This is a genomic window from Bradyrhizobium sp. USDA 376 (assembly GCF_054063675.1).
The window spans coordinates 4,731,300-4,757,210 of the sequence record NZ_JBSSGN010000001.1 but is presented as its reverse complement, the minus strand read 5'-3'; the positions used below and the strand labels follow the sequence as shown (position 1 = coordinate 4,757,210).

General features: G+C 64.6%; 18 protein-coding genes. 11 read left to right on the top strand and 7 right to left on the bottom strand.

The features are described 5' to 3' along the window. Positions 1-66: 66 nt before the first annotated feature. Genes ACVJ19_RS22170 through ACVJ19_RS22160 form a run of 3 tightly spaced genes read right to left on the bottom strand, consistent with a single transcriptional unit; the run spans position 67 to position 5,802 of the window. Positions 67-3,525 carry an error-prone DNA polymerase gene (locus tag ACVJ19_RS22170; protein ID WP_453951118.1) on the bottom strand — a complete coding sequence of 1,153 codons (3,459 nt, stop codon included), beginning with the start codon at positions 3,523-3,525 and terminating at the stop codon, positions 67-69. Continuing rightward, positions 3,522-5,117, bottom strand: coding sequence for a Y-family DNA polymerase (locus ACVJ19_RS22165; RefSeq protein ID WP_453951117.1), 1,596 nt, complete (start codon positions 5,115-5,117; stop codon positions 3,522-3,524). The genes ACVJ19_RS22170 and ACVJ19_RS22165 overlap by 4 nt, the downstream gene beginning before the upstream one ends. Then, the gene (locus tag ACVJ19_RS22160) at positions 5,014-5,802 is read right to left on the bottom strand and encodes an ImuA family protein (RefSeq protein ID WP_453951115.1); all 789 of its coding nucleotides are present in this window, start codon (positions 5,800-5,802) and stop codon (positions 5,014-5,016) included. Before ACVJ19_RS22160 ends, ACVJ19_RS22165 begins: the two co-directional genes overlap by 104 nt. A 162-nt stretch (positions 5,803-5,964) precedes the next feature. On the opposite strand from ACVJ19_RS22160, the gene ACVJ19_RS22155 reads away from it, so the two are divergent. The 3 genes from ACVJ19_RS22155 (at position 5,965) to ACVJ19_RS22145 (ending at position 10,368) form a co-directional block, all read left to right on the top strand. Then, positions 5,965-7,200 carry a putative DNA modification/repair radical SAM protein gene (locus ACVJ19_RS22155; protein WP_453951114.1) on the top strand — a complete coding sequence of 412 codons (1,236 nt, stop codon included), beginning with the start codon at positions 5,965-5,967 and terminating at the stop codon, positions 7,198-7,200. Beyond that, positions 7,200-8,642: a UdgX family uracil-DNA binding protein gene (locus ACVJ19_RS22150; RefSeq protein WP_453951113.1), complete on the top strand. Its 1,443-nt coding sequence runs from the start codon at positions 7,200-7,202 to the stop codon at positions 8,640-8,642. Before ACVJ19_RS22155 ends, ACVJ19_RS22150 begins: the two co-directional genes overlap by 1 nt. Before the next feature lie 97 nt (positions 8,643-8,739). After that, positions 8,740-10,368, top strand: coding sequence for an inorganic phosphate transporter (locus ACVJ19_RS22145; protein WP_453951112.1), 1,629 nt, complete (start codon positions 8,740-8,742; stop codon positions 10,366-10,368). Positions 10,369-10,441: 73 nt separating this feature from the next. On the opposite strand, the gene ACVJ19_RS22140 is transcribed toward ACVJ19_RS22145, so the two are convergent. Next, positions 10,442-11,614 carry a M20 aminoacylase family protein gene (locus ACVJ19_RS22140; protein WP_453951111.1) on the bottom strand — a complete coding sequence of 391 codons (1,173 nt, stop codon included), beginning with the start codon at positions 11,612-11,614 and terminating at the stop codon, positions 10,442-10,444. A 175-nt stretch (positions 11,615-11,789) separates the two neighbouring features. On the opposite strand from ACVJ19_RS22140, the gene ACVJ19_RS22135 reads away from it, so the two are divergent. The 5 genes from ACVJ19_RS22135 (at position 11,790) to ACVJ19_RS22115 (ending at position 16,319) form a co-directional block, all read left to right on the top strand. Further along, the gene (locus tag ACVJ19_RS22135) at positions 11,790-13,409 is read left to right on the top strand and encodes a GMC family oxidoreductase (protein ID WP_453951110.1); all 1,620 of its coding nucleotides are present in this window, start codon (positions 11,790-11,792) and stop codon (positions 13,407-13,409) included. A 185-nt stretch (positions 13,410-13,594) separates the two neighbouring features. Continuing rightward, the gene (locus tag ACVJ19_RS22130) at positions 13,595-14,539 is read left to right on the top strand and encodes a metallophosphoesterase family protein (RefSeq protein ID WP_453951109.1); all 945 of its coding nucleotides are present in this window, start codon (positions 13,595-13,597) and stop codon (positions 14,537-14,539) included. Positions 14,540-14,558: 19 nt separating this feature from the next. Then, on the top strand, positions 14,559-14,900 hold the full coding sequence (locus ACVJ19_RS22125; RefSeq protein WP_453951108.1) for a cupredoxin domain-containing protein: 342 nt from the start codon (positions 14,559-14,561) through the stop codon (positions 14,898-14,900). A gap of 106 nt (positions 14,901-15,006) precedes the next feature. Continuing rightward, positions 15,007-15,555, top strand: coding sequence for a sigma-70 family RNA polymerase sigma factor (locus ACVJ19_RS22120; protein ID WP_453951107.1), 549 nt, complete (start codon positions 15,007-15,009; stop codon positions 15,553-15,555). Beyond that, positions 15,552-16,319 (top strand): anti-sigma factor family protein, encoded by a 768-nt coding sequence (locus ACVJ19_RS22115; RefSeq protein WP_453951106.1) that lies wholly within the window; start codon positions 15,552-15,554, stop codon positions 16,317-16,319. The genes ACVJ19_RS22120 and ACVJ19_RS22115 overlap by 4 nt, the downstream gene beginning before the upstream one ends. Positions 16,320-16,503: 184 nt before the next feature. Here the strand turns inward: ACVJ19_RS22115 and hpnO are convergent, their stop codons facing one another. Further along, complete coding sequence (gene hpnO / locus ACVJ19_RS22110; protein WP_453951105.1) at positions 16,504-17,895, bottom strand: aminobacteriohopanetriol synthase HpnO; 1,392 nt, start codon at positions 17,893-17,895, stop codon at positions 16,504-16,506. 143 nt (positions 17,896-18,038) lie between these two features. Here hpnO and ACVJ19_RS22105 point away from each other — a divergent pair, with 143 nt between their 5' ends. Continuing rightward, entirely contained in the window at positions 18,039-18,704 is a 666-nt protein-coding gene (locus ACVJ19_RS22105) for a DUF2147 domain-containing protein (RefSeq protein ID WP_453951104.1), read from the top strand. Here the strand turns inward: ACVJ19_RS22105 and hpnN are convergent. Next, positions 18,672-21,260, bottom strand: coding sequence for a hopanoid transporter HpnN (hpnN, locus tag ACVJ19_RS22100; RefSeq protein WP_453951102.1), 2,589 nt, complete (start codon positions 21,258-21,260; stop codon positions 18,672-18,674). The two genes, ACVJ19_RS22105 and hpnN, sit on opposite strands and share 33 nt — an antisense overlap. Positions 21,261-21,721: 461 nt before the next feature. Here hpnN and ispH point away from each other — a divergent pair, with 461 nt between their 5' ends. Both ispH and hpnH read left to right on the top strand, forming a co-directional pair. Further along, positions 21,722-22,648, top strand: a complete 927-nt coding sequence (ispH, locus tag ACVJ19_RS22095; protein WP_453951101.1) for a 4-hydroxy-3-methylbut-2-enyl diphosphate reductase — start codon at positions 21,722-21,724, stop codon at positions 22,646-22,648. A 35-nt stretch (positions 22,649-22,683) separates the two neighbouring features. Beyond that, the gene (gene hpnH / locus ACVJ19_RS22090; protein WP_453951100.1) at positions 22,684-23,844 is read left to right on the top strand and encodes an adenosyl-hopene transferase HpnH; all 1,161 of its coding nucleotides are present in this window, start codon (positions 22,684-22,686) and stop codon (positions 23,842-23,844) included. A 268-nt stretch (positions 23,845-24,112) separates the two neighbouring features. On the opposite strand, the gene ACVJ19_RS22085 is transcribed toward hpnH, so the two are convergent. After that, positions 24,113-25,102, bottom strand: a complete 990-nt coding sequence (locus tag ACVJ19_RS22085; RefSeq protein WP_453951099.1) for an integrase core domain-containing protein — start codon at positions 25,100-25,102, stop codon at positions 24,113-24,115. Between the last annotated feature and the right edge of the window lie 809 nt (positions 25,103-25,911).

Sequence of the window (25,911 nt, the reverse complement as noted above, 5' to 3'; positions counted from 1 at the left end):
TAAAGGTGGGCACGGCGCTCACGCGCCTTTGCCCACGCTACGGCAGCTTGCTGGAGGTGGAGAGCCTCAATGAAAATCCCGCGACGGCGGCAGGATGCGGACGTTGCGGGGGTGGCGGATTTTTTGCGCGGGCATGTCCGCGAGGGCGCGGGGATCTTCGTTGAGCGGCTCGACGACGGTGGCGCCTGCCGGCACCGGATGCTTGCCGCTGAGCGCATCGTTGGCGAGCCCCACCAGGTCGTGCGAGCGGTCGATCATGCGCTGGGCGATGAGATGCGTCACCTTTTCGGGGCTGCTCTGGATATAGCCCTGAACCTCGATGAGGCGTGCGCCCATCACCTCCTTGCGGTACTGCTCCATGACCTTGGGCCAGACCACGACATTGGCGATGCCGGTTTCGTCCTCCAGCGTCATGAACACGACACCGCTGGCGCTGCCCGGCCGCTGCCGCACCAAAACCACGCCGGCACAGCGGACGCGGCGCCGCTCGTTCTCATGGCTGATGTCCTTGCAGGCGACGACGCGCTCGCGCGTAAACATCTCGCGCAAGAATTCCATCGGATGGCCTTTCAGCGACAGCCGGATGGTCTGGTAGTCCGCGACCACCTGCTCGGAACGCGGCATCGCCGGCAGCGGCTTTGCGCCTTCGTCTGGCTGCTCACGCGCGGTCGCCGCCTCGAACAGCGGCAACGGCACGTCGTCGGGCAGCCGCCGCACCTGCCACAGCGCCTCGCGGCGGTCGAGCCCGAGCGAGCGGAACGCGTCGGCATCGGCGAGCAGGATCAGCGCACGCTTGGGCAGGCCGGTGTCACGGGCGAAATCTTCCAGCGAGGTGAAGGGACGACGCTTGCGCGCGGCGATGATGCGGTCGGCCCAGTCTTCGGCTCTCTCCACATTGTCATTCCGGGGCGCGCCTCTTGGCGCGAGCCCGGAATCCATACTCCCGATCGTGGTTATGGATTCCGGGCTCGACGCTGACGCGTCGCCCCGGAATGACAACTGAGAGCGTTTCAGCCGCTCCTCATCCTCATCGAGCCAGTGGAAGCCGTCGATCTGGCGGAAGCCGAGGCGCACGGCGCAATACTTGCCATCCGTATTTTCCAGCGTGTTCTGCGCAAAGCTAAAGGACACGTCGATGTCGCGGACCTGGACACCGTTCTTGCGGGCATCGCCGACGATCTGCGCCGGGGCATAAAATCCCATCGGCTGCGAGTTCAGGAGGCCGCAGCAGAAGGCGTCGGGATGGTAGTGCTTCAGCCATGAAGAAATGTAGACCAGTTGCGCGAAGCTCGCGGCATGGCTCTCCGGAAAGCCGTAGGAACCAAAACCCTTGATCTGGTCAAAGCAGCTTCTGGCGAAATTGGGATCGTAGCCGCGCGCCACCATATTGCCGATCAGCTTCTCCTCATATTGGCCGATGGTGCCGACATTGCGGAAGGTCGCCATCGAGCGGCGCAGGCCGTTGGCTTCCTCGGAGGTGAAGTGCGCGGCCTCGATCGCGATCCGCATCGCCTGCTCCTGGAACAGTGGCACGCCCAAGGTTTTGTGCAGCACATTGTAAAGTTCGTCCTTGTCGCCTTGGTCCGGCGACGGAGATGGATAGCTCACCTTCTCAAGCCCGTTCCGCCGGCGCAGATATGGATGCACCATATCGCCCTGGATCGGACCCGGCCGCACGATCGCGACCTCGATGACGAGGTCGTAGAAGGTCCGCGGCTTCAGGCGCGGCAGCATGTTCATCTGCGCGCGGCTCTCGACCTGGAACACGCCGAGCGACTCCCCCGCGCACAGCATGTCGTAAACCCTGGGATCATCCTGCGGAACGCTCGCCAGCACAAAACGCTCACCCTTGTGCTGGTCGATCAAATCGAAACATTTCCTGATGCAGGTCAGCATGCCCAGCGCGAGCACGTCGACCTTCATCATGCTGAGCGCGTCGACGTCGTCCTTGTCCCATTCGATGAAGGTGCGGTCGTCCATCGCGGCATTGCCGATCGGCACATAGGTATCGAGCCGGTCCTGGGTCAGCACATAGCCGCCGACATGCTGGGAGAGATGGCGCGGGAATTCGATCAGCTCGGTCGCAAGCTCGACCGCGAGGTTGATCATGGGATTTTGCGGATCGAGCCCGGCCTGCCTGACCTGCATGTCGTTGAGACCCTTGCCCCAGCTGCCCCAGACGGTGTCGGCGAGCGCGGCGGTGACGTCCTCGGTCAGGCCGAGCGCCTTGCCGACGTCGCGGATGGCGCTGCGCGGGCGGTAGTGGATGACGGTCGCGATGATCGCGGCGCGGTGGCGGCCGTAGCGGCGGTAGACATATTGCATCACCTCCTCGCGCCGCGAGTGCTCGAAATCGACGTCGATGTCGGGCGGCTCCAGCCGTTCCTTGGAGATGAAGCGCTCGAACAGCAGGTCGACCTTGGTCGGATCGACCGAGGTGATGCCGAGCACGTAGCAGACCGCCGAATTCGCCGCCGAGCCGCGGCCCTGGCACAGGATGTTCTGGCTGCGCGCGTAGTGGACGATGTCGTGCACGGTGAGGAAATAGTGCGCGTATTTCAGCTCGGCGATCAGTGCGAGCTCTTTCTTCAGGGTGGCCCGCAGCTTGTCGTCGATCTCGCCACCGAAATACTTTTGCACGCCCGCCCAGGTCAGATCCTCCAGATGCCCCTGCGCGGTCTTGCCCGGCGGCACCGGCTCGTCCGGATACAGGTATTTGAGCTGATCGAGCGAGAAGTCGATCCTGTCCGCAAAGCGCATGGTCTCCGCGATCGCCTCGGGAAAATCGCGGAACAGCCGCGACATCTCGCGTGGCGTTTTCAGGAACCGCTCGGCATTGGCCTCGAGCTTCCGCCCCACAGCCTCGATAGTGGTCTTTTCCCGGATGCAGGTCAGCACGTCCTGCAGCGGACGGCGGCCGGGATCGTGATAGAGCACCTCGTTGGTCGCGAGCAGCGGCACTTTTGCCTTGGCGGCGAGATCGTCGAGCCGCGAAAGGCGACGCCGGTCGTCGCCGCGATAGATCAGGCTCGCTGCCAGCCACACGCCCTCGGCGCGGCTGTCTTTGAGCTTTGCGAGGACATCCAGCGCCTGCGCGGGCTCGAAACGATGCGGCAGCGTCAACACCAGGAGCTGGCCTTGCGAAAACTCCAGGAGATCAGAGAAAGTGAGATGGCATTCGCCCTTCTCGATCCGCGTAATGTCGTCGCCGCGCTTGCCCCGGGTGAGGAGCTGACAGAGCCGGCCATAGGCCGCGCGATCGCGCGGATAGACCAGAATGTCGGGGGTACCATCGATGAAGACGATGCGGGCGCCGATCAAAAGCTTCGGCTTGTGCAGCACCTTGTCATTGTCGAGCTCCTTGTAGGCCCGCACCACGCCAGCGAGCGTGTTGTGGTCGGCAATGCCGATCACCGGAATCCCTAAAGCGCTCGCCTGATGCACATAGGCGCGCGGATCCGAGCCGCCGCGCAGGAAGGAGAAATTGGTGGTGATGCCGATCTCGGCATAGGCGGGCGTATTCATGCGAAAAGACCGTGCACATACCAGCCGGGAGAAGCGGGCTCGCCGTCACCGTCGAACACCTCTCCCTCGTAGAGACCATCGCGAAAGATCCAGAAGCGCAGGCCTTCGGCATCCTCGATGCGGAAGTAATCCCGCGTCAGCTGCTTGCCGTCCTGCCGCCACCATTCCATGGCGATGCGCTCGGGCCCTTCCACCCGCACCACCGCATGCAGCGCACGCCGCCAGGTGAACTGATGCGGTGGGCCGTCAGGCACGGTCGCGAACGGCACCTTGATCGGCTCTGGCTTGTCGAACAGCCGCAAGGGACGCAGCGGCGGCTCGCTCTCGGTGCGAACAGGCCATTCGGCCTGCATGGCAGCCGCAAGATGATGCTGCGCAGATGCGGCCAGCACCGCGCTTTCGGGGATATGGGTGTCTTGCGGCAGATGCACGACGACACGCTTTCCCCCGATGCGTGCGGCGATGCGGTCGATCAGCGCGGCGAGCTCGTCATTGTCGTGGACATGGGCATCGAGGTCGCGCTGCTCCTGCACCACGATCTCGGTACGGCTCGCCGACAGCCGCACCATGTCGAAGCCGAAACCGGGATCCAAGGGATCGGCGAGCGCATCGAGACGCTCCCGGAACAGACGGTCGATGACCGCGCTGCGCGTCACGGGACGCCCGGTCTCAACCATGATGGCGCGCACCACGCCGTCGGTGCGGAAGAAGGCGGCCTCCAGCCGCCGCGCGCCCTTGCCCTGTTTCTCCATGGACGCAATCAACGTGTCGGCGAGCCGCGACAGCGTCATCGCAATCATGGTGTCGGTCGCGATCGGCTCGGCAAAGCGTTTCTCGACGATGTAATCGGGCAATGGCTTGCGCGGATTGATCGGCGCATCGCCCTGGCCCAGCGCACGCGCGAGCAGGGTGGAGAACCGTGCACCGAACCGCGCCGTGATCTCGCTCGGCGTGCGCGAGGCGACATCGCCGATGGTCTTCAGGCCGGCACGGCGCAGGCCGGTGGTGATGGCCTCGCCCGCACCGAGCGCGGAGACCGGAAATGGACTGATCGCCTCCGCCTCCCCGCCGTCGGCCACGATGGTGCCGGATGCCTGCCGCGTCAGCGTGCGCGCGCAGACCGAGGTGCCGGCGATCGCCGCACTGACCGCAAAGCCCTGACGTGCGAGGGCACGAACCAGTGTCTGCAGCAGCGCCGCTTCGCCGCCGAACAGGTGCGCGCAGCCGGTGATGTCGAGGAACAGCCCGTGCGGCGGATCGAGCGCCACCAGCGGCGTGAAGCGGTCGCACCAGTCGGCGATGTCGCTGAGCGTCTTCGCATCGGCCACGACATCGGCGTCGAACACACGCAAGTCCGGACACATCGCCCGCGCATTGGCGAGCGGCTGGCCGATATGCAGACCCAGACGGGACGCCGCATCGTCCAGCGCATGGATCACCAACGCGTTGTTGTCCTTGATGACGACGACGCTTGGCTCATGATTGGCCTTACCCAGTCCGGCGCTGCCAAGGAACCGCTGGATCCGGTCGATGGGCAGGCGCGGCAGCCACAGGCTGAGAATACGTCGAGGGTTCACTGAACTGGCACTCATCACAATTCCATTCCATGATCCACCGGCCGCACGGGCCATGACGATTGCGCAAGAGCTCGGCATCGAAGCGCGGCGCGCCCCAAACACTCCATGCTGAGCCCGGCGGCGAATGCGCCGCGCGCAGCATCCATCGCGTCTCCGCAGTCGAAGGCAGCGGCTGCGCGGCCATGCGCAACACGAGGCCGGTAACGCCCGAACCTTGCGCGGCCAGCGTCAGCTTGCGGCTCGCTACGAGATCGAACTGCCTGATCTCGCCCCAGAGCTCGAGCACGACGGCGCCGAGCGCATCGCAGGCGAGCGCATCGGCCGAGGTGCGCAGCGCGCTCTCGACATCGGCGGCGCGCACTATCACCACGCGGCGCGGATCGAGGCCGAGTTCGGATAGCCCGCTCATCGACAGCGCGCCGGCCTCTAACTCCGAAAAATCCTGCCGCACCCACAGCAGCGGCCGACGCGCGCTCACGCGTCCCGCAAGGCCCATGACAAAGCCCGTCGCGGCCGCGCCCTGGCGCCCTTCGCAAAACACCTCATGGATCGCCGCACGCGCGAGCCCGCCCTTCAGCGCGCTGTCGGCCTCACCATGGCCGAGCGCGACGCGCTCGTGCTGATGCACGACCTCCGCGGTCTCGATGCGCTCGATCTGGCCGCGCAAGGTCGCAAGCGCGCTCATACGTGCGCCGCTCATGCTCGCCGCTCCTTCAGGAATTGGTGCCGTGGTCTTCAAAAGAAGAACCAACGGCTGGCTCATTTGTTCATGATATGTTCTAATATAAAGCTAACGGCGGCCGGAGAGTCAATCCGAATTGGCGGGCCAGGGATTCATGAGCTGAATCAAAGGGATTCCAGGATGGACGTACAACGCAAGCTGGAGATTCTGGCGGATGCAGCCAAATACGACGCGTCCTGCGCCTCGAGCGGCACCGAGAAGCGGGATTCCAGCGACGGCAAGGGCATGGGCTCGACTGCGCCGGGCATGGGCATCTGCCATTCCTACGCGCCGGATGGACGCTGCATCTCCCTGCTCAAGGTGCTGCTGACCAACGCCTGCAATTACGATTGCCTCTATTGCGTCAACCGCGCCTCCTCGAACGTGCCGCGCGCCCGCTTCACCATCGACGAGGTGGTCAAGCTGACGCTCGACTTCTACCGGCGCAATTACATCGAGGGCCTGTTCCTCTCCTCCGGCATCATCCGCAGCCCCGACTACACCATGGAGCAGGTGGTCAGCGTCGCGCGAAAGCTGCGCGAGGAGCATCACTTCCGCGGCTATATCCATCTCAAGACCATTCCCGAGGCCGACGACGCCCTGATCGCGGAAGCCGGCAAATATGCCGATCGTCTCTCCATCAACATCGAGATGCCTGAGGAAACGAGCCTGCAGCAATTCGCGCCGGAGAAGGATGTCCGCGCGATCCGCCGCACCATGGGCCGGCTGCGGCTGAAGCTCGACGAAACCGAGGAAGATCGCAACGCGAAGACGAAGGCAAAGCCGCAGCGCTTCGCGCCGGCCGGACAGAGCACCCAGATGATCGTCGGCGCCGATACGGCCTCCGATCACACCATTCTCCACACCAGCGCCAATCTCTACGGCTCATACCGGTTGCGGCGTGTCTATTACTCCGCGTTCAGCCCGATCCCCGATGCGAGCCGCGCGCTCCCCCTGCGCGCGCCGCCCTTGCTGCGCGAGCACCGGCTTTACCAGGCCGACTGGCTGATGCGGTTCTACGGTTTTGACGTCGGCGAGATCGTCGACGACAGCGCGATGCTGCCGCTCGACATCGATCCAAAGCTCGCCTGGGCGCTGCGCCATCGCGACCGCTTTCCGCTCGACGTCAACCGCGCCAGCCGCGAGGAGCTGCTGCGCGTGCCGGGCTTCGGCACCAAGGCGGTCGAACGCATCATCGCAACGCGGCGCACCACCACGATCCGCCTCGCCGATCTCGCACGGCTGCACGTGCCCAAGCACAAGGCGCTGCCGTTCATCGTCCTCAGCGATCACCGCCCCTCACCGCATCGGCTCGACGCTGCCGGGCTGATCGAGCGGTTCAAGCCGAAAGCAACGCAACTGGGGTTTGGCTTCTGATGCAGTACATCATCCTCGACACCGAAACCGATTTCGACGGCTGGCGCAAAGCCGCGCGCAGCCTCGTGCTTCACCACGTGCAGCCCAGCGATGTCACCTGGACCGTGAAAGGCGGCGAAGCGGAGTTGTTCGCACCGCCCGCGCCGTCTCCGATCCTCGAGGTGAACGACGGCACCTTCAACGTATCAGCAAAATTCGTCGAGCTCGCCAAGGCCGCGATCCTGCATCGCGATGGCGAGCGCTTTGCGATGCTCTATCGCCTGCTATTCCGGCTGAAGGACAATCACGACCTCATCGAGGTCGCGACCGATCCTGATGTTACGCAGGTCACGGCGATGGCAAGAGCCGTCCATCGCGACGAACACAAGATGCATGCCTTCGTGCGCTTCCGCGAGATCGGAAGGGAACGCGCAGCGCATTACGTCGCCTGGTTCGAGCCGGAGCACCACATCGTCGAGCTTGCAGCCCCATTCTTCGCCAAGCGCTTCGCCGACATGCCCTGGTCGATCCTGACGCCGGATCTTTGCGCGCATTGGGACGGTCACGCGCTCTCGTTCACGCCGGGCGTCAGCAAGAGCGAGGCACCGGGCGAAGACCGGCTGGAGGAAACCTGGCGGCGTTACTACGCCAGCATCTTCAATCCGGCCCGGCTCAAGGTGAAGGCGATGCAGACGGAGATGCCGAAGAAATACTGGAGGAACCTGCCCGAGGCTTCGATCATTAAGCCCCTGATCGAGGATGCCGAGCGCATGACCGGCGCCATGATCGCCAATGCCGCAACCGATCCGCACAAGCCTCAGAAGCGGACGGAGGCTCCGATGACACGCAAGCCTGCTGCCGACGATCTCGAAGCGCTCCGCGAGGAAGCCGCGCAATGCCGCGCCTGCCATCTCTACAAGGACGCGACGCAGACCGTGTTCGGCGAGGGCCCGAAGAACGCCAACATCATGCTGGTCGGCGAGCAGCCCGGCGACAAGGAAGACCTCGCCGGCCACCCCTTCGTCGGCCCGGCCGGGCAGATGCTCGATCGCGCGCTGGAGGAGGCCGGCGTCGACCGCAAGAAGGTCTATGTCACCAACGCGGTGAAGCACTTCAAATTCGTGCCACGCGGAAAGATCCGCCTGCACCAGAAGCCGAACACGCCGGAGATCCGGGCGTGCCGGCAATGGTATGAGCGGGAAGTTTCGGCAATCCAGCCCGACCTCATCGTCGCGATGGGCGCCACTGCCGCGCAGAGCGTGTTCGGCAAGATCACTCCCATAGGCAAGACCCGCGGCCGGCTCATCGACCTTCCCGACGGGCGCAAGGCGCTGGTGACGGTGCACCCGTCCTATCTGCTTCGGCTGCCCGACCCGGAGGCCAAGGTGCTGGAATATCAGCGCTTTGTCGAAGACCTGAAGATCGCCGCCAGCTTGCAGAAGAAGGCCGCGCGCGCCGCCTAAATACAGGTGGCAAACGGCTTTCAAGCTCCGGTTGTCATCCAGCCTTCAAATCCATCGCCGACAATAGCCCTTCCAAAAAGTTAAGGGGCGTCCAATCATGACTGACGTAGCATTCGACCGCGCGATAGGCGATCCAACGCCTGTCCAGCCGGCCTCGCGGCCCAATCTCGACAAGGGCTTCAACCCGCTGACAATGATCCTGTTCTTCGGCATCCTCGCCGCGGGCCTGCTGTTCGTCGCCTACAGCATCTATATCGACGTCAACGCGACCGGCGCGCGGGTGACGACCTTCCTGCCCTACATCCTGCTGTTCGTCGCGCTCCTGATTGCGCTCGGCTTCGAATTCGTCAACGGCTTCCACGACACCGCCAACGCGGTGGCCACCGTGATCTACACCCACTCGCTCCCGGCCGAAGTCGCCGTGATGTGGTCGGGCTTCTTCAACTTCCTCGGCGTGCTCCTGTCCTCCGGCGCCGTCGCCTTCGGCATCGTCTCGCTGCTGCCGGTCGAGCTGATCCTACAGGTCGGCTCCAGCGCCGGTTTCGCGATGGTGTTCGCGCTGCTGATCGCGGCGATCCTGTGGAATCTCGGCACCTGGTTCTTCGGCCTGCCCGCCTCCTCCTCGCACACGCTGATCGGCTCGATCATCGGCGTCGGCATCGCCAACGCCGTCATGCGCGGCCGCGACGGCACATCGGGCGTGGACTGGACCAAGGCAACAGAGATCGGCTACGCGCTGCTGCTGTCGCCGCTGTTCGGCTTCATCTGCGCCGCCGTGCTGCTGCTGCTGCTCAAGTTCATCGTCCGCAACCCGGCGCTCTATGCGGCTCCCGAAGGACACAAGGCGCCGCCGCTCTGGATTCGCGGCCTGCTGATCGCGACCTGCACCGGCGTCAGCTTCGCGCACGGCTCGAACGACGGTCAGAAGGGCATGGGCCTGATCATGCTGATCCTGATCGGCACCGTGCCGACCGCCTACGCGCTCAACCGCGCGCTGCCGGAATCCCAGGTCGCCCAGTTCCAGAAGACCTCGGAGGCCGCCTCCAAGGTGATCTCGGCGAAAGGCGCCGGCCACAGCATCATCGGCGATCCCCGTCCGGCGGTGACGCAGTACATCACGCTGCGCCACATCAATGAGGGCACCTATCCTTCGCTCGCCGTGCTGGTGAAGGACGTCGGCGACCAGGTTGCCAAGTACGGTTCGCTGAACAAGGTGCCGGCGGAAGCCGTCGGCAACACCCGCAACGACATGTACATGACCTCGGAAGCGATCCGCTTCTTGATGAAGGACAAGGAGAACGATCTCAACAAGGAGGAGATCGCGACCCTCAACGCCTACAAGGGCTCGCTCGACTCCGCCACCAAGTTCATTCCGACCTGGGTGAAGATCGCGGTGGCGATCGCGCTCGGCCTCGGCACCATGGTCGGCTGGAAGCGCATCGTCATCACCGTCGGTGAGAAGATCGGCAAGAGCCATCTCACCTATGCGCAGGGCGCCTCCGCCGAGCTCGTGGCCGCGGCCACGATCGGTGCCGCCGACGTGTTCGGCCTGCCGGTCTCGACCACCCACGTGCTGTCGTCGGGTGTCGCCGGCACCATGGCCGCGAACGGTTCGGGCCTGCAATGGTCGACGATCCGCAATCTGCTGATGGCCTGGGTGCTGACGCTGCCCTGCGCGATCATGCTGTCGGCCACGCTCTACGTGATCTTCTCGCGGATCTTCTGAGCAATCACATCACTTAAAAACAAAGGGCCCGTGCAATGCACGGGCCCTTTTCGTTTGTGCGAACAGCCCGGCCCTACGACGCCGCGAGCTGTTCCTCGACCAGCTTGACCCAGTACGACGTGCCGAACACGATCGCCTCGTCGCTGAAATTGTAGGCGGGGTGATGCAGGCCGGCGCTGTCGCCGTTGCCGCAGAAGATGAAGGCGCCGGGGCGCGCTTCCAGCATATAGGCGAAATCCTCGCCGCCCATCAGCGGCGGCATCTCGTGCACGTTGGCTTCGCCCGCGACCTGCTTGGCAATGCGCCGCGCCACCTCGGTCTCCGCGGCGTGGTTGTTCACCACGGGATAATTGCGCTTGTAGTGCAGGTCGATCTTGGCACCGGTGATCTGCGCCACGCCCGCCACCACCTCGTGCACGCGCTTCTCGACCAGCTTGCGCACCTCCGGCGACAGCGTGCGGATGGTGCCCCTCAGCGTCGCGGTCTGCGGAATGACGTTGCGGGCGTTGCCGGCATGGAATTCGCAGATCGAGATCACGGCCGATTCCAGCGGATCGACGCTGCGCGCGACGATCGACTGCAGCGCGGTGATCACCTGCGCACCGACCAGCACGGAATCGATGCATTTATGCGGACGAGCGGCATGGCCGCCGAGGCCCTCGATCATGATGTCGACCTCGTCGGTCGCCGCCATGATCGGGCCCGGCCGGATCGCGAACGAGCCGACCGGAATGCCCGGGCCGTTGTGCATGCCGTAGACCTGCTCGATGCCGAAGCGTTCCATCAGGCCGTCCTTGACCATGGCTGCGCCGCCGGCCCCGCCCTCCTCGGCGGGCTGGAAGATCACGATCGCATCGCCGGCGAAGTTGCGGGTCTCGGCGAGATAGCGGGCCGCCCCGAGCAGCATCGCGGTGTGGCCGTCATGACCGCAGGCGTGCATCTTGCCCGGGTTCTTGGAGGCGTAAGGCAGGTTGGTCTGCTCCTCGACCGGCAGCGCGTCCATGTCGGCGCGCAGGCCGATCACCTTGAGCCCCTCGCCGGCCGGCTTGCTGCCCTTGATCACGCCGACCACACCGGTCTGGCCAAGGCCGGTCACGACCTCATCGCAGCCGAACTCCCGCAGGCGGTCCGCCACGAATGCTGCGGTGCGGTGAACGTCGTACAGCAGCTCGGGATGCTCATGGATGTCCCGGCGCCAGGCCTGAATATCGGGTTGGAGGTCGGCGACACGGTTCACGATGGGCATGGAGGGGCTCAAGCTTTGTTGCGAATACAGGACTGTCTACCATGCAAGCGGCAGTCCACCCAACTCCCTGGGATCGGGGTCTGGCCCTGACGAACAGGCATGGCCGGGCTTGTCCCGGTCCGGCGGGTCTGCCTATTAGGACGGAACGTTAAGTGACCATCCGGGTGGAAGCAGAATGCCGAGACGGCTCGAAGGTGAATTTGACTACATTGTCGTAGGTGCGGGCACGGCGGGCTGCATTCTCGCCAACCGGCTGTCGGCCAATTCCGGGAACCGCGTCCTCATCCTCGAAGCGGGCGGCGACGACAACTGGATCTGGTTCCACATTCCCGTCGGCTATCTCTTCGCGATCGGCAATCCGCGCTCGGACTGGATGTTCAAGACCGAGGCCGAGCCCGGCCTGAACGGCCGCGCGCTGGCCTATCCCCGTGGCAAGGTGATCGGCGGTTGCTCGGCGATCAACGCCATGATCTCGATGCGCGGCCAGGCCGCCGACTACGATCACTGGCGCCAGCTCGGCATGACCGGCTGGGGCTATGATGACGTGCTGCCGCTGTTCAAGCGGCTGGAGGATCACTTCCTCGGCGCCAGCGAGCATCACGGCGCCGGCGGCGGCTGGCGCATCGAGGCGCCGCGGCTGTCGTGGGACGTTCTCGACGCCGTCGGTGACGCTGCCGAGGAGATGGGCATCAAGCGCATCCCGGATTTCAACACCGGCGACAACGAAGGCACCAGCTACTTCCACGTCAACCAGAAGCGCGGCCGGCGCTGGTCCTCGGCGCGCGGCTTCCTCAAGCCCGCTTTGAACCGCCCCAATTTGCGGCTCGAGAAGCACGTGCTCGTCGACCGCCTCATCATCGAGCAGGGCCGCGCCGTCGGCGTGCGCTTCATCCAGAACGGCGAAATCATCGAGGCGCGTGCGAAACGCGAGGTGATCCTCTCGGCCGGCTCAATCGGCTCGGCGCAGGTGCTGCATCGCTCCGGCATTGGGCCTGCTGACTGGCTGTCGCCGCTCGGCATCGACATCGTCATGGACAAGCCGGGTGTGGGGCGCAATCTGCAGGATCATCTGCAGCAGCGCGCGATCTACAAGGTCGAAGGCGTACGCACGCTGAACGAGACCTATTACAATCTGTTCCGCCGCGGCCTGATGGGGCTCGACTACGCCTTCCGCCGCCGCGGCCCCCTGACCATGGCGCCGTCGCAGCTCGGCATCTTCACGCGCTCCGATGCGACGCGCGCCCGTGCCAACATCCAGTTTCACGTGCAGCCGCTGTCGCTCGACAAGTTCGGCGATCCCTTGCACCGCTTCCCCGCAATCACGGTCAGCGCCTGCAATCTGCAGCCGACCTCCCGTGGCACTGTTCGCTTGCGCGCGGCGACGCCCGACGAGAAGCCGATCATCGCGCCAAATTACCTGTCGACCGACGATGACCGCCAGGTCGCCGCCGACGCCATCCGCACCACGCGACGCCTGATGCAGCAGAAGGCGCTCGCAAAATATCGCCCCAGCGAATATCTGCCCGGCCCCTCCGTCGGCGACGACGAGGCCTCGCTCGCGAAGGCCGCCGGCGATATCGGCACCACCATCTTCCATCCCGTCGGCACCGCAAAGATGGGCGCGGCGAACGACCCGATGGCCGTGGTCGACGAGCGCCTGTGCTTCTACGGCCTCAGCGGATTGCGCATCGTCGATGCCTCGATCATGCCGACGATCACCTCGGGCAACACCAACACGCCGACGGCGATGATTGCGGAGAAAGGCGCGACAATGATTTTGGAGGATGCGAAGTAAACGAACCCGTAGCCCGGATGGAGCGAAGCGCAATCCGGGACGCCGCCGCAACACTGACCCCGGATTACGCTTCGCTCCATCCGGGCTACAGCCCCTCACGAAAACGTCATCGCATCCGGGAATAACTCCCCCGCTCCCGCAATCACCTCCCCGAAGCCCAATTCCGGGCGACGTGGAGAGGCGCGATGAGCGGACAAGATCACGGGGATGACGGCATCAGCCGCCGCAAGGTGCTGGAGTGCATGACCTGGGCCGGCACCGGGGTGCTCTGGACCGTCACTGGCGGCGTGCCGCGCTCGCTCGGCATCATCGATTCCGCGCAAGCTGCGACCGCGGCCACGCCCGGCATGAGCTTTCTCCAGATCAGCGACAGCCATGTCGGTTTCGACAAGCCGGCCAATCCCAATGCGCTCGGTACGCTGGAGGAAGCGGTGGGCAAGATCAACGCGATGCCGACAAAACCCTCCTTCATGATCCACACCGGCGACATCACCCATTTGTCGAAAGCCGCCGAGTTCGACAATGCCGAGCGCATCATCTCGCAGACCAAGCTCGACGTGCACTACGTCCCCGGCGAGCACGACTTCATCGATGAGGAGGTGAAGCTCTATCGCGAGCGCTACGGCCGCGGCACCAAGGGCCACGGCTGGTACTCGTTCGACGCCGGCGGCGTGCACTTCGTCGGCCTCGTCAACGTCGTCGACCTCAAGGCTGGCGGTCTCGGCAATCTCGGCGCCGAGCAGCTCGCCTGGCTCGAGGACGACCTGCGCGGCAAGTCGAAATCGACGCCGGTCGTGCTGTTCGCCCACATCCCGCTCTGGACGGTCTATCCCGAATGGGGCTGGGGCACCGAGGACGGCGGCCGCGCGCTGGAATACGTCAAGGGTTTTGGTTCGGTCACCGTGCTGAACGGACACATCCACCAAGTGATGCAGAAGGTCGAAGGCAACGTCACCTTCCACACCGCGCGCTCGACCGCCTTCCCGCAGCCGGCGCCGGGAGCCGCGCCTTCGCCCGGCCCGATGAAGGTCGAGAACGCAAAACTCCGCTCCATGCTCGGCGTTGCCAGCATCAACTTCAAGCAGAACGAGCAGCGGCTCGCGATCATCGACACGCCGCTGCAAGGCTAAGGTTGAACGGAAGCTGACAATGAAAACTCTCAATCGCCGCGACTTCGGTGTCGATTTCGGTCTCGCTTTGGCCGCGGCCATCCTGCTGCCCGCAACAAAAGCCCGCGCTGCCGACGACATGGAAGTACACATCGACAATTTCGTGTTCCAGCCCGCCGAGCTCAAGATCAAGGTCGGCACCACCGTGACCTGGACCAACCGGGACGACATCCCGCACACCGTGGTGTCGGCCGGCAAGTTCAGGTCCAAGACCCTGGATACCGACGACAAGTTCTCCTTCACCTTCACCAACGCGGGCGACTACAAATACTTTTGTTCGCTGCATCCGCACATGACGGGGATGATCAAGGTTGAGTCATAACTCGAACCAAGGCATCAACGTCCTGCCCGGCCGGTGGTCCCACGCCGGCCGGGCGCACGCGCCCGCGGTCACGGCAAAAGAAGAACCAGAGGCAAAGCGAGGAGCGATGCCCGTCACAGACGATGTGCAGAAGGCACAGCGCTTCCGCGAGGCGGCGCTGCCCTATCTCGACGACGTCTACACGCTCGCACGCTATCTGCTGCGCGATGCCTCCGACGCCGAGGATGCGGTGCAGGAGTGCTATCTGCGCGCACTGAAGCATTTCGACAGCTACCGGGGGCCGGCGATGAAGCCCTGGCTGTTCGCGATCCTGCGCAATGTCTGCAACGCAGAATACGCAAGGCGCGCGCATCGGCCCAGCGCAATCGATGACACGCCAGGCGCCGAGGAGCAGACGCCGCTCTGGCAGGAGACCGAGGCGAGCCCCGAGACCGAAGTGCTGCGCAGCCGCGATGCCGGCGCGATCCGCAAGCTGATCGACGCGCTCGCCGAACCGTTCAAGGAAACATTCGTGCTGCGCGAGATCAACAACCTGTCCTACCGTGAAATCGCCGAGGCCGTCGGCGCCCCCATCGGCACCGTGATGTCCCGCCTCGCCCGCGCCCGCGCCATGCTGCGCGCAGCCTGGACGGCGGAAGAGGAGCAAGCGAAATGACCTGCGACGAAGCAAGGATCCTGCTTCACGCGTTGCTCGACAACGAGCTGGACGCCGGCCATGCGCGCGAGGTCGAAGCCCATATCGCGGGCTGCCCGGCCTGCGCCGCCGAGCTTGCGGCACAGCGCGAGATGCAGCGCGCGCTCGCCGACACCAATCTGCGCTACACCGCGCCTGCAAGCCTGCGCGCTCGCATCGAAGCCTCGCTGCCGCAGCCGCAGCGCCAGCAGCCGACGCGCCGCTCGGTGCTGCGCGGCTTTGCGATGGGCTCGGCCGTCTCCGCGCTCGCCGCCTCCGGAATCGTCGCCGTGGTGCTGCGCCAGGACGACCAGCAGCGCATCCTGTCGGAGGTCGTCTCCGCCCATCTGCGCTCGCTCCAGGCCGGCCACCTCACCGACGTGGTCTCGACCGACCAGCACACCGTCAAGCCCTGGTTCAACGGCAAGCTCGACGTCGCTCCGCCCGTGATCGACCTCACCGCGCAAGGTTTTACGCTGGTCGGCGGCCGGCTGGACTATATCGACGCCCGCGCCATCGGCGCCGTGGTCTACCGGCGCCGGCAACACGTGATCAATTTGTTCGTGTCGCAAACCGCGAGCACCGAGCACCGGCCGCCGAAGACCCAGACCATGCAGGGCTTCAACTGCCGCCGCTGGGGCGGCCGCGGCCTGAACTTCTGGGCCGTCAGCGATCTCGGCGCCGACGAGCTCGCCGAATTCGTCGACAAGTTCGAGGCGGCGATGAAGGCGAATGTGGAGGGGTAACGGTCGCAACATCAACGCGCGATGTTGCTAGAGCGCAATGCTCCCACGTGGTCATCCTGGCGAAAGCCAGGATCCATTGCCACCGAACGAAGCTATTCGCGTGGTATTAGCCCCAAGCTCTATTGAGAGATCACGCGGTATGGGTCCTGGCCTTCGCCAGGACGACAGCCGAGGGCGACCGGCCTTACGCCGAGCGCCGCACCGCGTTGTCCACCAGCGTCTTGCCGAGCGACCAGATCGCACCGGGGACCTTGTGGCTGCCGGCGATGACGTCGTCGAAGGCGCGCTCGATCCAGCTGCAGTCTTCCTCGGTGATGGTGAGCGGCGGCAGCAGCTTGATGGTGTGGCTGCCGTGGCCGGCGACCTGCGTGAGGATCTTGTGGTCCTTGAACAGCGGCACGGTGATGAGCTGGCAGAACAGGCCCTTGTTGGCCGCCTCCAGCACGTTCCACGAAGCCCGCAGGCGCAGCGATTTCGGCGGGCCGAACTCGATGCCGATCATCAGGCCCTTGCCGCGGACTTCCTTCAACAACTCGTAGCCGGGCACCATGCGCGTCAGCGCCAGGCGCAGCTCGGCGCCGCGCTTGGCCGCGGCCTCGATCAGCTTCTCGGACTCCATGACGTCGAGCGTGGCGATGCCCGCCGCCATGGCGAGGTCATTCTTGGAGAAGGTGGAGCCGTGCACGACCGCGCGGTCCATCTGGTTGAAGATCTTGTCGAAGATGCTCTTGCGCGTCAGCACCGCGCCAACGGGCACGTGGCCGCCCGAGAGCGACTTCGACAGCAGCACCATGTCGGGCTCGACGTTCCAGTGCTCGACCGCGAGGAAGCGGCCGGTGCGGCCCATGCCGGTCTGGATCTCGTCGGCGACGAACAGCGTGCCGTATTTCTTGCAGAGCGCAGCCGCGCCGGGCAGGAACTCGTCGGTGGGCATGTTGACGCCCTTGCCCTGAATCGGCTCGACGATGAACGCGGCGACCTCGCGCGAGGCCAGCGCCTTTTCGAGCGCGGCCAGATCGTTGAACGGGACCGGGGTGCAGCCCGGCAGCAGCGGCTCGAAACCGGTGCGGAAGTTCGAATCACCCGTCAGCGACAGCGCGCCATAGGTCAGGCCGTGGTAGCCGTGGGCGCAATAGACGATGCCGGGACGCCCCGTCGCGCCGCGCGCGAACTTGATCGCGGCCTCGACGCATTCCGCGCCGGAATTGGCAAAGAACGCCTTGTCGAGATAGGGAACGTATTTCAGCAGGCGCTCGGCCAGCACGCCGGCGAGCGTCGAGACGTCGAACTGGACGAGGTTGGGCAGGTCGGCATCGAGCACGCTCTTGAGCGCCTCGCGCATGACCGGATGATTGCGCCCGATCGCAAACACGCCAAAGCCGGACAACAGGTCGAGATAGCGCGCCCCGTCGCGGTCGTAGAGGTACTGCCCCTGCCCCTTCTGGAAGCCGACATCGTAGCCGATAGTCTTGAGAACCCGAACGAACTGCTCGTTCAGATACCGATTATGCAGGGCGCTGCGCTGGGCCTGCCGGTCCGCGAACAGCTGAGACATGTCTGGATTTGGACTGTGCATCCGCTACATACTTCGGTTGAGGGCCGTCTCGTCAACTGGAAAACGGACCGTTACTGTAAACGGTCTGTGCGGCCTTTTGCCCTTTTTCGGACCATCTTCGCAAGCACAGCTTTTAGATCATGTTGCACTGCCAAGGAACACTCATGCGTTTGGCCCTTTACACCGGAATTATACTGGCTGGCGGTTACGCCTGCCTGACGCCTGCCCTCGCCGCCGATCCCACCGGCGACTGGCGGGTCGCCGACGGCGTCGCCAACATCCGTGTCGCCCAGTGCAATGGCAACATGTGGGGCGCGGTTTCCTGGGAAAAGAAGCCCGGCGGTCGCGACGAAAACAACCCGGATGTCTCGAAAAAGAACAGGCCGACGCTGGGCATGCCGACCCTGATCGACATGAAGAAGAAGCCCGGCGCCGATCAGTGGGAGGGACAGGTCTATAACGCGCAAGACGGCCAGACCTACAGCGCGACCATCACACCTGTCGGCACCGACCAGCTCGAAATCAAGGGCTGCGTGATGGGCTTCCTCTGTGGCGGCGAGACCTGGACCCGGGTCGGGCCGCCGATCCCCTTGAGCCCCGCCAACGCCATGGCCAAGGGCGCGCCGAAGTCCACTGGCGCGGCGCCGAAAGCCCAAGGAGCGCAACAAGCAGCCCAGCAAGCAGTCCAGGCGCCCCAAGCCACGACCGGCGCCACACCCCCCGCACCGGCCGCGAAGACGGCCGCTGCGACCAAGCCCGGTCAGAAAGGCGCCGCCGATCCCATCGGCGACATCTGCCTACTCCCTGACATTGCGGGGCTTGCCCATTAGGGCCGGCTGGAACAGCAACACGGCGGCGAGTGTCGTCACCAGCGATAGCGCCAGCAGCTTGCCCATGCTGGACGTGCCGGGATGGCTCGACAGCCACAGGCTGCCGAACGCCGTCGCCGTCGTCAGCGCGCTGAAGAAGATCGCACGCGTCAGGCTGGTCTGAAGCAGGTTTGTTCTGCCGGAGCGCCAGGCCACGACATAATAGATCTTGAACGCGACGCCGACGCCGAGCAGCAGCGGGAACGCGACGATGTTGGCGAAGTTGAGCGGCAGGCCGATCAACACGCAGATTTCGAGCGTCACGGCGCCCGCCACCAGCAGTGGCACCAGCGTCATCAGCACGTCCACGAACCGGCGCAGCGTGATCCACAGCAACAGGCCGATCACGAGCAGCGCATAGATGCCGGCGTGGATGAACGCCTTCACCACAGTGTCGCCGGACTTGAGGATCGAGACCGGTCCGCCGATCGCGGTCGGCTCGGCCTTGAGCACCGCCGCCGCAAATTTGCGCAGCGTGTCGTTGTCGTTGGGGTCGCCCTTGGGCAGGGCCTCGACGCGGATGATGCCGTCCTTGCTCTTCCAGGCGCTGACGAGATCGGGCGGCAGTGAGCTCAGGGTGACGGGACCTGCCTGCATCGCGTTCCTGAGCTGGTCGAACACGATCTTCATCGGCGTGACGAACACGTCCTGCGCCTTGTTGCGCGTGGCCTCGTCGCCATTGGCGAGCTTCTCGAGCGCATCCGCGAGCCGGCGCGAGGCGACGGCGCCCGGGCCCTTCGCGTCACCGGCGGTCCGGCGCAGATTGTCGACCGAGGATTTCAGCGACTCGACGTTCTCCTGGTCCGTCGGCGCCGCATCGATCTGATCGGGGTTGAGCGCGGGGTTCAGCACCTTGGCGCCCTGCGCGATCAGCTTCAGCTTCGGCTGCTGGTCCTGGGGCACGAAGCTGTCCAGCGACATCACCCTGAGCACCTCGGGCACCTTCTCCAGCCTCGCCTCGACCTGCCTTGCCTGCTCCTCCGACGTGGTCATCACGTTGATGGCATTGGCGCCGGTGTTGGGATCCTTGCGCAGGTCGAGGAAGGTCGCGGTCGACTCGGCACGCGGGTTGCGCAGGTTCATCGGGTTGAAGTCGAACTTCATGAAGTAGAGCAGCGGCAGGCCGGCGAGCGCGAGCAGCAGCGTGCCTCCGACGACCAGCACGCGGTGTTTCTCCAGAAAGTGATCGAGCGGCGCCAGGAAGGCGTAGCCGACCGGCTCCTGCTCGCCGGGCGGATTCAGCAGCTTGAGCAGCGCCGGCAGCACGGTGATCGAGGAGACGAACGCCACCAGCATGCCGACGCCGGCGATCTGGCCGAGCTCCGAGATGCCCTTGTAGTCGGTCGGCATGAAGCAGAGGAAGCCCGCCGCGGTCGCCATCGCCGCCAGCGACAGCGGCACCGCCGAGCGTTTCGCGGCCAGCACCAGCGCGCCCGAGAGATCGTTGTGCTTGTAGCGTTCGGAGCGGTAACGGACGCTGTACTGGATGCCGAAATCCACGCCGAGGCCGACGAACAGCACCGCGAACGCGATCGACAGGAGGTTGAGCGAGCCGACCATCATCAGACCGGCCGCGGTCGTGATCGCGAGCCCGACGAACAGATTGACGAACACGGCGAAGATGATCTTCGCCGAATGCAGCGCCAGCCACAGGATGAGCAGCACGACGAGGACGGTGCCGACGCCGTTGACGACGGCACCTTCCTGAACGGTGGCGTATTCCTCGTTCGCGATCGGGACCGGACCGGTCAGGCGCACCCGCGCCTGAAATTTGGTCGGGAAATCCAGATCCGCCGCCGCTTTCCGGATCGCGTCGGTGGCGCCCTTGCCGGGCTCCAGCGCGTTGTAATCGAGGATCGGCTTGAACTCGATGAAGGCGCGCTTGTCGGAGTCCTTCAGCGGCTCGTCGCTGACGAGCTCGCGCCAGGAGAAGCTCGCATTGCCCTTGTTGAGCACGGTCTCGACGGTCTGCGCGATCTGGTTGAACGGCCGCGCGGTGTTGTCGAGCTTGACCTGGCCGCGCTTGACGCCGGCAAGTCCGGTCTCCAGCGCGCCGGTCAGGCCGCGAATCGAGGGATCGCCCGCCATGATCTCGATCAGGGGCGCTGCCGATTCGAACTCGCCGGTGATCTTGGCGACCTCCTCGGTCGGCAGGAACAACAGGCCGTTCTTCTCGAAGAACTCGCCGGTGCCGAGCTGCTGCATCGACTGGAAGTTGGTCTTGTCGTCCCTCAGCCTGGCATAAAGCGCATCGGCCGCCGCGGTCGTCATCTCCGGCGTCCTGGCCTCGATGACTGCCAGAATCGTCGCATCGCGGTCGAAGGCGCGGTCGAACTGCTGGTCGCGCTGCCGCCAGTCGAGATTTTGGGCAATCAGCGAATTGATGTCGGTGTTGATGGCGAAATGGCGCGCAGCGTAATAGCCCGCGGCAACCGACAGCAGGAGCCCGAGAATGACGACGAGGGAGGCAAATCGGGTGCAGGCCCTGACGATGGCAACGACTACGCTTTGCAGCACTTCTTTTCTTTCTGCGGTTAATAGCTTGCCGGAAACGCCCGCTGTTTATCGGAGTTCCCGGGCGAAACCTATTGCTGTTTTGGCTGGTTCTCGCCGCAAGAAGGTTCGAGGTAAACGGCGGGAGACCGTGGCCAAATCATGCGGGGCGGTCGGTATAGCCGTGGAGTTGAGGCGGGAAAGTGACGAAGGGGTGAGCACAAATGTCGCCATTTTGCTCAGGGCCATCCCTATACTATGGTACCGCGAAATTCGGCCGGCAGGGAACCATAGTTTCATCTGAGCTTTCCTTTCTGCCGATTTTTTGACACAAAGTGTGCCTCCATGCGCCGGGGCCCGGTTTGGGGTGGGCGGTTACCGCGTGCGCGAGGCCAATGGTGCGTTACTTGCAACCCGTTGGTCAGGATCGGGGTGCCGCTGGGGACAGAGAAGCGGATTGGTGCAACTTGCGTGATGGGCGTCCTATGGAAGTTTATCTGGCGCAGCCGCGCGGCTTCTGTGCGGGCGTGGTGCGTGCGATCGAGATCGTGGAACGGGCCCTGGAGAAATACGGCCCGCCCGTCTACGTGCGCCATGAGATCGTGCACAACAAATACGTGGTCGAGAGCCTGAAGAACAAGGGCGCCATTTTCGTCGAGGAACTGTCCGAGGTTCCGCCGAAATCGGTCACGGTCTTCAGCGCCCATGGCGTCGCCCGGAGCGTCGAGGAGGAGGCCGCCGCGCGCGACCTTCCGGTGCTCAATGCTACCTGCCCGCTGGTCACGAAAGTTCACAATCAGGGGAAGCGGTACATCACCAAGGGGCGCACCCTGATCCTGATCGGCCATGCCGGCCACCCCGAGGTCGAGGGCACGATGGGCCAGGTTCCCGGACCGGTGCTCCTTGTTCAAAGCGTTGAAGAGGTTAGGGCCCTGAGCCTGCCGGCGGATAGCCCAGTGGCCTACATCACCCAGACCACCCTGTCGGTCGACGACACCAGGGACATCATTGCGGCCCTCCAGGCCCGCTTTACAGATATTCAAGGCCCGGATATCCGGGATATCTGCTATGCGACACAGAACCGCCAATCTGCGGTAAGGGACTTGAGCAAGCTGGTCGACGTGATCTTGGTGGTGGGCGCTGCCAACAGCTCGAACTCGAACCGGCTCCGCGAAATCGGCACTGAAGCCGGCGTCGCGAGTTATTTGATTGCCGACGGCAGCGAGCTCAATCCGGAGTGGTTGAAAGATGCCAGGACTGTCGGCGTCACGGCCGGCGCTTCGGCGCCTGAGGTACTCGTGGATGACGTGATCGAAGCGATGCGGCGGATCGGACCGGTCAAGGTCCAGGTGCTCCCCGGTCGCGAGGAAAACATCGAATTCCGGCTTCCGGCCCAACTGGCCGCGAGCTGACCCACCCGAATTTCAAGCCCAGAAAGAAACGTGTAATGGCAATCCCCTTCTTCAAGGAAATGCGTATCGGCGGCTATTTGCTCAAGCAGAAACTGCTTGGCCGCAAACGCTATCCGCTCGTGCTGATGCTGGAGCCGCTGTTCCGCTGCAACCTCGCCTGCGTCGGCTGCGGCAAGATCGATTATCCCGACGCGATCCTGAACCGCCGCATGACGGCGCAGGAGTGCTGGGACGCCGCCGACGAATGCGGCGCGCCGATGGTCGCCATTCCCGGCGGCGAGCCGCTGATCCACAAGGAGATCGGCGAGATCGTGCGCGGCCTCGTCGCGCGCAAGAAGTTCGTCTCGCTCTGCACCAACGCGCTGCTGCTCGAGAAGAAGCTCGACCTGTTCGAGCCCTCCCCGTACTTGTTCTTCTCGGTGCATCTCGACGGCCTGAAGGACCATCACGACAAGGCCGTGTCGCAGAAGGGCGTGTTCGACCGCGCCGTCTCCGCGATCAAGGCGGCCAAGGCGCGCGGCTTCACCGTCAACGTCAACGCCACCATCTTCGACGGCCATCCGGCCGAGGAGATCGCGAAATTCCTCGACCTCACCGTCGAGCTCGGCGTTGGCGTCTCGATGTCGCCAGGCTATGCCTATGAGCGCGCGCCGGACCAGGAGCACTTCCTCAACCGCACCAAGACCAAGAAGCTGTTCCGCGACGTCTTCGCGATGGGCAAGGGCAAGAAGTGGAACTTCATGCATTCCGGCCTGTTCCTGGACTTCCTTGCCGGCAACCAGGAATACGAGTGCACGCCGTGGGGCATGCCCGCGCGCAACATCTTCGGCTGGCAGAAGCCCTGCTATCTGCTCGGTGAAGGCTACGCGAAGACCTTCAAGGAGCTGATGGACACCACCGACTGGGAGACCTACGGCACCGGAAAGTACGAGAAGTGCGCCGACTGTATGGCCCATTGCGGCTACGAGCCGACGGCGGCCACCGCTGCCCTGAACAACCCGATCAAGGCGATGTGGGTGTCGCTGCGCGGCATCAGGACCTCCGGTCCGATGGCGCCGGAGATCGACATGTCCAAGCAGCGCCCGGCGCAGTACATCTTCTCGGCCGAAGTGCAGAAGCGCCTGTCGGAGATCCGCAAGGACGAGGCCGAGGCTGCTGCCGCAAAGGCCGCGCAGAAGGCTTCGACCGCGGCGTAAAGCGCGCACGATCAAATCTCACCACGAAGGCCCGGCCGCGATCGCGACCGGGCCTTTGTCTTTGTGGGCCGTTGTGCCGGCGGCCCGCGTCCCGGACGCGTTGCAGCGCTTCTATAGCGCTGCTGCGCAGAGCCGGGACCCAGCAGCCGCGTGCCGTGTCGATGCATGGGCCCCGCCTCTGCAGCGCACCGTCGAAGGGACGCTGCGCTGCGTCCGGGGCACGAGAGGAGATCGGGTCACCCTCCCTCGCCGTCATTGCTGTCGATGTTCAATAATTCGCTGATTGGATCGCGGTGGTCTTGGTCGCGGCAAAGGTCTTGGGAGTTTGTCCCGCCAAGGCCTGATGGGGTCTGTGGTTGTTGTAGTAGACGAGGTACTCGAACAGTTCATTGGCGAAGTGGTCGAGGTTGTCGAAGGTCGCGCCGTCGATGACGTCGTCATCGAGGGTACGCCAGAAGCGTTCGACCTTGCCGTTGGTCTGCGGCCGATAGGGCCTGGTGTAGCGGTGTTTGATGCCGAGCTCGAGCAGCATGGCCTCGAACGGATGCTCGCCCGGCTTGGTGCGGGCGGCGAACTCGGCGCCGTTGTCGGACAGGATTTCCTGGAAGACGAGCCCATAGGTGACGTTGAGGGTGTTGATCATCTTCAGGGTCTTGAACATGACCGGCAGCGCCTTCTTGGATGTCAGGACCTCGGCCCAGGCCAGACGCGAGCAGCTGTCGATCAGGCTGATGATGTAGGCCGTGACCGGGGGTGGCGCGAGGAACATATCGCGCGGCAATTGATGCAGATCGACGTGGCCCAGCTCCCCGAGCTTGTCCTTGATAATACGGCGTTTCTCCTCACGCATCGCCGGCGTGCGGCGGTTCAGGCGGTAGCGTTTCAGCACCCGGTAGATCGTGATCGGCGAAGGTACCGTGTCGCGCGTTTCGCGCAAGACGGCATGAATCTCATAACGGTTCATCCCCCGCTTGCGATGGGCGACGATCTCCGCCTCGATCCCTTCCGGCTCGCGCCGTTCCCGCCACTTCGGGCCGCGCCGCCGCGGCAGCAGATCCGCGTCCTCGCCGCTCTGCAGATAGCGATTGTAATACTTGCGGAACGTCTGCGAGCAGGTCCCGTGGTGCCGGTAGAAGTCGCCGACCCGCTCGAACAGCGGCGATCGGCCAGCCTTCACCGCCTCATACTCCGAAATCAGAAAGCGCCACTTGTGCAGATAGTTGCGTTCAACCGTTCGGTCATAGCTGTTGTCTCGCATCGGATCGTTCCTCCGCTGGAGCGATCCAATCAGCGAATTAGTGAACATGCACAATTGCGAGCGCAGCGAAGCAATCCAGAATCGTTCCGCGGAGGCAGTCTGGATTGCTTCGCTGCGCTCGCAATGACGGAGTGTGCGGCAGTGGCCCGCTTTCTCCATGAACGCTCTCCATCGCAGACGCGCCTTCGCATTCCCGCGGCGCATTTCGCCCGAGTCTTGCTGATCGTTGCCGCCCTCAACTGGACCAGAGGGCGCAGGGAAGGCCGGGCGCCGGCGGCACCCGCGGTCCGCGTGCATCGAAAACGCACACGGGGTGGACTACAGGTGTTGCCGGTCGCCCGGCCTTCCCTGCGCGGATGGTTTTAACGGTGTCCTTCGTGCTCTCCTCGGGGAGCGTTGCACTATTGCCCCCGTCGCCTCACGGCTGATCGATGTGCCGCCGGTCGGCAGCCACATCACCGCGAGCCTTGACGCCAGAACCCCGGGCGTCGGGACCACACGACTTCTCCGTCCGCGGACAGCCTCGCCGAAAGCATCGGACACTCGCGTGTGCTCGCCCCCGATATCCAGCGCGGCCGCTGTTACGGCGCCGTGTCGTATCGCGTCGCGCATGACTCACGGTTGTCCGCCCTGTCATCGCTTTCGCGCCGGCGCTGCCGCGTCCACCGCACCCCGACCCGCATCTCGTGACGATCGCGAAGCGCCCTCTGGGAGGGCCGGGATGAGCGCTCTATGCCATAAATCCGAAATTCGGGAAAGTGGAATATTTTTGCGAGGAGGGATTGACGGGGGTTGGGGGTGTTTTGCCC

Coding starts and splice junctions, on each gene's coding strand:
- ACVJ19_RS22170 (WP_453951118.1), bottom strand. CDS start 3,525: ATGAATACGCCCGCCTATGCCGAGATCGGCATCACCACCAATTTCTCC.
- ACVJ19_RS22165 (WP_453951117.1), bottom strand. CDS start 5,117: ATGAGTGCCAGTTCAGTGAACCCTCGACGTATTCTCAGCCTGTGGCTG.
- ACVJ19_RS22160 (WP_453951115.1), bottom strand. CDS start 5,802: ATGAGCGGCGCACGTATGAGCGCGCTTGCGACCTTGCGCGGCCAGATC.
- ACVJ19_RS22155 (WP_453951114.1), top strand. CDS start 5,965: ATGGACGTACAACGCAAGCTGGAGATTCTGGCGGATGCAGCCAAATAC.
- ACVJ19_RS22150 (WP_453951113.1), top strand. CDS start 7,200: ATGCAGTACATCATCCTCGACACCGAAACCGATTTCGACGGCTGGCGC.
- ACVJ19_RS22145 (WP_453951112.1), top strand. CDS start 8,740: ATGACTGACGTAGCATTCGACCGCGCGATAGGCGATCCAACGCCTGTC.
- ACVJ19_RS22140 (WP_453951111.1), bottom strand. CDS start 11,614: ATGCCCATCGTGAACCGTGTCGCCGACCTCCAACCCGATATTCAGGCC.
- ACVJ19_RS22135 (WP_453951110.1), top strand. CDS start 11,790: ATGCCGAGACGGCTCGAAGGTGAATTTGACTACATTGTCGTAGGTGCG.
- ACVJ19_RS22130 (WP_453951109.1), top strand. CDS start 13,595: ATGAGCGGACAAGATCACGGGGATGACGGCATCAGCCGCCGCAAGGTG.
- ACVJ19_RS22125 (WP_453951108.1), top strand. CDS start 14,559: ATGAAAACTCTCAATCGCCGCGACTTCGGTGTCGATTTCGGTCTCGCT.
- ACVJ19_RS22120 (WP_453951107.1), top strand. CDS start 15,007: ATGCCCGTCACAGACGATGTGCAGAAGGCACAGCGCTTCCGCGAGGCG.
- ACVJ19_RS22115 (WP_453951106.1), top strand. CDS start 15,552: ATGACCTGCGACGAAGCAAGGATCCTGCTTCACGCGTTGCTCGACAAC.
- hpnO (WP_453951105.1), bottom strand. CDS start 17,895: ATGCACAGTCCAAATCCAGACATGTCTCAGCTGTTCGCGGACCGGCAG.
- ACVJ19_RS22105 (WP_453951104.1), top strand. CDS start 18,039: ATGCGTTTGGCCCTTTACACCGGAATTATACTGGCTGGCGGTTACGCC.
- ispH (WP_453951101.1), top strand. CDS start 21,722: ATGGAAGTTTATCTGGCGCAGCCGCGCGGCTTCTGTGCGGGCGTGGTG.
- hpnH (WP_453951100.1), top strand. CDS start 22,684: ATGGCAATCCCCTTCTTCAAGGAAATGCGTATCGGCGGCTATTTGCTC.
- ACVJ19_RS22085 (WP_453951099.1), bottom strand. CDS start 25,102: ATGCGAGACAACAGCTATGACCGAACGGTTGAACGCAACTATCTGCAC.